Annotated in this window: 4 protein-coding genes and 1 pseudogene; 1 reads left to right on the top strand and 4 read right to left on the bottom strand. The window is 66.2% G+C overall.

The window, feature by feature from the left end:
• Together B2W70_RS07575 and B2W70_RS07580 are read right to left on the bottom strand one after the other, a co-directional pair.
• Positions 1 to 370 (bottom strand): hypothetical protein (locus tag B2W70_RS07575; protein WP_286744417.1); only part of this gene is annotated, 370 nt, incomplete at its 3' end.
• Between the two features lie 124 nt (positions 371 to 494).
• A complete protein-coding gene (locus tag B2W70_RS07580) occupies positions 495 to 2288 on the bottom strand; it encodes a lipase family protein (protein ID WP_286744418.1) in 1794 nt (597 codons plus the stop codon).
• 425 nt (positions 2289 to 2713) lie between these two features.
• On the opposite strand from B2W70_RS07580, the gene B2W70_RS07585 reads away from it, so the two are divergent.
• Positions 2714 to 4534 (top strand): acyl-CoA dehydrogenase C-terminal domain-containing protein, encoded by a 1821-nt coding sequence (locus B2W70_RS07585; protein ID WP_286744421.1) that lies wholly within the window; start codon positions 2714 to 2716, stop codon positions 4532 to 4534.
• Positions 4535 to 4602: 68 nt separating this feature from the next.
• Here the strand turns inward: B2W70_RS07585 and B2W70_RS07590 are convergent, their stop codons facing one another.
• Together B2W70_RS07590 and B2W70_RS07595 are read right to left on the bottom strand one after the other, a co-directional pair.
• Positions 4603 to 5010: an amidohydrolase family protein gene (locus B2W70_RS07590; RefSeq protein WP_268760983.1), complete on the bottom strand. Its 408-nt coding sequence runs from the start codon at positions 5008 to 5010 to the stop codon at positions 4603 to 4605.
• A 76-nt stretch (positions 5011 to 5086) separates the two neighbouring features.
• Positions 5087 to 5323 (bottom strand): annotated as a pseudogene (locus tag B2W70_RS07595) (amidohydrolase family protein); the annotation flags it as partial.
• Between the last annotated feature and the right edge of the window lie 82 nt (positions 5324 to 5405).

Consider the following 5405-nt stretch of genomic DNA (forward strand, 5'->3'; position numbering starts at 1 on the left):
CGGCGTTGGCGTGCTGGTTGGCCACGCCTTGCAGCACCATCCACTCCATGGGGGACACGTAGTCGGGGCGCGTGCGCACGGGGCCTTCGGGCGCCAGGTCACGCGCCTGGTCGATGGCCATCGCGGCCGTGTCGAGCTCCGCCTTCAGGGCGGCCAGGTCGGTCGAGCCATCGCTGGTGCCCGCTGACGGCGGGGCAAAGGTGACGGGGGCCGAACCCGTCAGGGCCACCGCAGGGTGGCTGGGCGTGGGCGGGACATCTTCGGCGCGCCACAGGGCGCCAATCAGCAAGGCCACCACCGCGCCACCGGCGAGGCGCCACTTCATCCGCCCAGGCGCCGAGCGCCTCACGGTGGAGATGGTTTGAGACATGGGAAGCTCCTGAGCCCGGACCCCGCCCGAGGCATGCGCCACTGTGCACGCCGAGCAAGGCCACGGGCTCTGCGACAAACCCGAATTCAACCGAATGGCCGGCATGGGGTTTGTCGCCTTCGCGTCAATAACGCACGGGTGCGGGCGGTGCGACCGTGAAGCTGTAGGTCTGACCGCTGCCGGACATCATCGCCGACAGGATGGCCGAGATCATGCAGCCCTTGATCGTCGGGAAGGTGGTCGTGCCCTGGAAGGTCAGGCCACCATTGCCGAGCGACGAAACGGGGCCGTCGAAGACCAGCGGGAAGTCCACCGGCTTCTCGGTCTTGCACTCGCCAAACGGGATGCCCAGCACCGAGGTGATGGTGATGTTGGCCTGTGCGTTGCCACGGATCTTGAGCTGACCCTCGGTGTCGAGGTTGACCGTGCCCGTGGCGCTGCCGACCGGCGTGATCTGCAGGCCCACCGAGATGGGCAGGCCGATGATCTTGATGGTCTGCTTGAAGTTGGGCACGTTCAGGGTGCCCGACAGGCGCGGCTGCGTCACGTCGGCTTCGGCCGTGAAGGTGGACTCCTTGGGCAGGTTGACGGTCTGACCCAGGGTCTTGAGGCCCACGGACGCGGTCAGCGGCCACTTGTCCAGGCCCACCACCAGGTTGCCACCCGGCGGGTAGGCGGTCGACTTCGGCTCGGCGTTGAGCGTCAGGCAGGTGCCCAGCGTGGTCTTGCCGGCGAAGCGATCGGCCAGCCAGCTCAGCACGTACGGAGCGGCCTGGAACTGCGTGGCGATGTGCTCACTCGGGTAGGTATCGAACGTGACGTTGGAGAACTTGCCGCAGTACTTCTTCTTGAGCGCCACGGTCTGGGCCAGCGGGATGAACTCGTCGGCCTTGCCGTGATACTGGTACAGCGGCACGCTGACCTTGTCGGCGCCCAGGTTCTGAGCCTGCACCACCGTGTTGATCTCGGGCTTGGCGGCCAGCAACTGGTCGAGCGACTGGTTGCCCACCGTGTACTGCGAGAGCTTGTCGTTCTGCAGGTCGAACAGCGACTCGAACACGCACTGCTGCTTGCCGCGCGCGATGGTGGACAGGCCGTCGGCGTTGGCCAGGGTGCTCAGGGGGATGGCTTCGGGGTACTGCTGAGCCAGGCCCACCACGCCGCCGAGCAGGAAGGAGGCACCGGTGCTGCCGTCGAGGTAGCGAGCGGTGGTGGGGAAGTCGGCAGGCACGCCACCAGCGGCCACGGCGGTGAGCTTCACACCGGGCGCGTAGGCAGCCTGGCGCTGGGCGGCCCAGGCAGCGCTCTGGCCACCTTGCGAGTAACCCCAGATGGCGACTTTGGCCGAGCTGGTGATGCCGCTGAGCGGCACTTGCGTGGCGGCGCGCACGATGTCGAGCACGGCGTTGCCTTGCGAAGCACCGGCCAGGTAGGTCGGGGTGGCACCGTTGGTGTAGCCCTGGTAGTCGGACACCAGCACGGCGTAGCCGGCCTTCAATGCGGCCGAGATGTTGGCGGACTCATAGTCCTTGCCCTGGCTGAGCTGCAGCGACGGGGCGCAGCGCTGGGCCAGGCCGTGGGTGCCCACGGCGTAGGACACCACAGGGCGCTCACCGCCACCGGTCCAGGGCGTGGTCGGCACGATGACCGTGCCGGTGACCACGTTGGCAGCGCCGCGCGAGTCGGTGGACTGGTACATCACGTTCCAGGCCTTGTTGTCAGGCGCCCCGTTGCCAAGGCTGACCGAGGTGCCGCGGTAGGAAATCAGGTCGCCATGTTGGCCGGACAGGGCCGCAGGTGCGTCATAAAAGCGCATGTCGGCAGGGCCTTCCACCGGGGCGGCCGAAGCCGTGCCCAAGGCACAGGCCAATGCCGCCAGGGGCAAGGCGCGAAGAACAAAGCGTGGAACAGTTTGCATGTCTCTCTCCAGATTGAGGAATGGGCCCGCAAAACTGACGCACATCGAACGGTCAACGTTAATCTGCGGGTGGCGCATTCTGTTGAGGCCATGCGGCTCGCCACCATGGGGAGAGTGCGCAACACGAACGGGCTAACCCCGCCCCGCCCCAGCGCGCGTGCCCTGGGAAAGCGCCTCTTTTTGCCAGGCAGAACCCGTTTCGCGAAGCGGGAACGAAGCGCGACACACCCCTTGTTCACGGGAGCACGCCCCCCGCAAAGGGCGAAAACCGCGCCACCCCCACGGAGATCCTTGACACAGGCTCGGTGGCTTGGGGGATAAACCCGCCTGTCTCAAACGAACGTTTGAAATGAACGATCGTTCGAATTCCCATCCATGACCGCAGTGGCCACGAGCCGCCTGCCCAGACCACACCGAGGTGACATATGCCGCAGTACAAGGCCCCTTTGCGCGACGTGCGCTTCCTGCTCAACGAAGTCTTCGACTACGAAGGCCACTACAAGGGCCTGCCCGGCGGCGATGAGGCCTCGCCCGACATGGTCGACGCCATCCTCGAAGGCTGCGCAACCTTCTGCGAAGAAGTCCTGGCGCCCCTGAACCTGCCCGGTGACCTGGAAGGCTGCACCATCCAGGACGGCGAAGTCACCACGCCCAAGGGCTTCAAGGAAGCCTATGCCGAGTACGTGGCCGGTGGCTGGCAAGGCCTGTCGCACCCCAAGGAGTACGGCGGCCAGGAACTGCCCATGTCGCTGAACCTGCTCAAGGCCGAGATGATGGGCACGGCCAACTGGTCGTTCACCATGTACCCCGGCCTGTCGCTGGGCTGCATGAACACCGTCTTCCAGTTCGGCTCGACCGAGCAGAAGAACACCTACATGCCCCCGCTGGTCAGCGGCGAATGGACCGGCACCATGTGCCTGACCGAACCCCAGTGCGGCACCGACCTGGGCCAGGTCAAGACCAAGGCCGAGCCCGTGGGCGACGGCACCTACAAGCTCACCGGCACCAAGATCTTCATCTCCTCGGGTGAACACGACCTGGCCGAGAACATCATCCACATCGTGCTGGCCCGCCTGCCCGACGCCCCCAAGGGCACCCGTGGCATCTCGCTGTTCATCGTGCCCAAGTTCCTGGTCAACAAGGACGGCAGCCTGGGTGCGCGCAACACCGTGCGCGCTGGTGCCCTGGAGCACAAGATGGGCATCCGCGCCTCGGCCACCTGCGTGATGAACTTCGACGACGCGATCGGCTACATGATCGCCGAGCCCAACAAGGGCCTCGAAGCCATGTTCACCTTCATGAACACCGCCCGCATCGGCACCGCCGTGCAAGGCCTGGCCCACGCCGAGCTGTCCTACCAGGGCGCCCTGCCCTATGCCAAGGAGCGTCGCTCCATGCGCGCCGTCTCCGGCAAGAAGGACGCCGAACATCCCAACGACGCCCTGATCTGGCACGCCGACGTGCGCCGCATGCTGCTGACGCAAAAGGCCGTTGCCGAAGGCGCCCGCGCCATGATCTACCACGCCGCCAAGCTGGCCGACCACATGGTCGCCGGTGTGGCCGAGGGCAACAAGGCCAAGTACGAAGAGTACGACGACCGCCTGGGCTTCTACACCCCGATCCTCAAGGGCTTCATCACCGAGCTGGGCCTGGAGTGCGCCAACATCGGCATGCAGGTCTTCGGTGGCCACGGCTACATCAAGGAGCACGGCATGGAGCAGATCGCCCGTGACGCGCGCATCTCGACCCTGTACGAAGGCACCACCGGCATCCAGGCGCTCGACCTGCTGGGCCGCAAGACCCTGCTGCAATCGCGCGGCAAGTGCATCTTCAGCTTCACCAACGAGATGATCGCCCAGGCCAAGCCGCACCTGCTGGACGGCGGCCCCGTCGGCAAGATGGCCCGCGCCTGCTTCAAGCGCGCCCTGCAATGGAAGTGGCTGACGCTGCAGATCATGCTGCGCGCCAACAAGGACCGCGACGTGGTTTCGGCCGCCTGCAACGACTTCCTGATGTACTCGGGCTACGTGATGATGGGCCACTTCTGGCTCAAGCAGGCGATTGCCGCCAACGAGAAGCTGGCCAAGGGCGGCAAGGACTCCAAGGAGTTCTACACCGCCAAGCTGCAGACCGCCGAGTTCTACTTCGAGCGCCTGCTGCCCCGCGCCGACGGCCACAAGAAGACCATGCTGTCGTCGACCAGCTCGGTCATGCAGATGAACAACGAGCACTTCAGCTTCAACTGATCCGGCTCGCTGTCCACCTGTTCAACGCCCCCGCCTCACGCGGGGGCGTTTTGCTTTGAGGACCGCGCTCACAGGCTGCGCTTGTGGATGCGCCCATCCTTGACGATGAGCAGCAGGTTCTTGTCCGGATCGGCCAGCAGGCCCAGGTTGTTCAGCGGATCGCCATCGACAAGCAGCAGGTCGGCCAGGGCCCCCTCTTTGACCACACCGAGCTGCCCCGGGTACGGCGAGCGTGCGCCGGAAAGCGCCAGCAGTGCCGCGTTGTCGGCCGTGGCCATGCGCAGCACCTGCGCCGGCGTGAACCAGCGTTGCATCATCACCAGCTTGGCGGCCTGCTGGCGGGCGTTCGTCGCGCTGAACAGCAGGTCGGTGCCCCAGGCCAGCTTCACCTTGTGCTTTTTCGCCAGCGCGTAGGCCTTGTCGGTGCCCCCGTACATCTCCAGTTGCTTGATGCGGTTGGGGCGAGTGGCCGTCATCGACAAAGGGCTGCAGGCTCCACCAGATGCCCTTGTCGGCCATCAGTTTGACGGTGGACTCGTCGAGCAACTGGCCATGATCGATGCACTTCACGCCGGCCTCGATGGCCTGGCGCACGGCACGCGGCGTGTAGGCGTGCACCGTCACGTAGGTGCCCCAGTTCTCGGCCGCCTCGACTGCGGCGCGCAGCTCGGCCACGGTGTACTGGGTGACGTCGAGCGGGTCGTAGTGGGACGACACGCCCCCGCCGGCCATCAGCTTGATCTGCGAAGCGCCCAGGGCCAGTTGCTCGCGGGTGCGCTGGCGCACCATGTCCGGGTTGTCGGCAATCGCCGCCGCGCCCACGCGCTCGGTGTAGGAGTGATCGCCGGGGCGGGCGATCAGCTCGTTGGGC

This window comes from Aquabacterium sp. UBA2148 (genome assembly GCF_002328915.1).
Classification (GTDB): Bacteria; Pseudomonadota; Gammaproteobacteria; order Burkholderiales; family Burkholderiaceae_C; genus Aquabacterium; species Aquabacterium parvum.